1 protein-coding gene is annotated in these 695 nt (G+C 32.5%); it reads right to left on the bottom strand.

What is annotated here, in order from left to right; translation table 11 throughout:
- Positions 1-503, bottom strand: a 503-nt coding sequence (locus AC1DRQ_RS32000; protein WP_477430264.1) for a hypothetical protein, incomplete at its 3' end; no start/stop codon positions are given.
- Between the last annotated feature and the right edge of the window lie 192 nt (positions 504-695).

Genomic DNA, 695 nt, shown 5'->3' with positions numbered 1-695 from the left:
TCGTTAGTGTCATCACCATATAAAATATTGATAATTTTAACAGAAATACATAAAATATTGCCAGAAATCAATTCAAATTCCAGGTAAAAATCCTCATCCCTGTTTATTAAATGAAGCCTGAATCTTTTAAACCTACCCTCATACAGGTTAAATAACGCATCATCAATTTCTTGGCTATCATTAAAACTTTTATTTACTTCACTTAGCCTTTGTATCTCATCTCTTTTTTCAATTATCCTTTTTTCATAGATGGATTTAATAACACCTTCATCCTCCATTTTTTTTACCGTGTCAATCAATCTTTCCAGGTATAACTTCTCTTCGTATAAAGCACCTTTAAAACTATGGAGCAATTGTAATTCACCATTCACCCGCCATAAGGCTTTCTGATGATAATGAGCATACAAAAAGTCATCCTCATTTAAATAATTTTTTATGGAAGATTCAAGCGATTGCTTTTCAACCTCGTACGTTTCTATGAGCAGGTCCAGGTCCGATTTCATTGTTAAATAATATGCCGGGCAAGTTTGGCAATCTAAATTACTTAAACCTTTTTATTATGTTAAAGTAAAGTGCAAAAGTACCTGTACATGAAAGATCAGGGTAGAAACAGCAGGAATGATCCTTTAAAAATCGATCTTTAAATTCATTACAGATGGATTTTTGATCACCTCATCCATGCTGGTAACCAGTGT

The organism is Mucilaginibacter sp. P4_E8, from assembly GCF_056401495.1.
The sequence above is the reverse complement of the archived record's forward strand: the minus strand, read 5'-3'. Positions and strand labels throughout refer to the sequence as shown.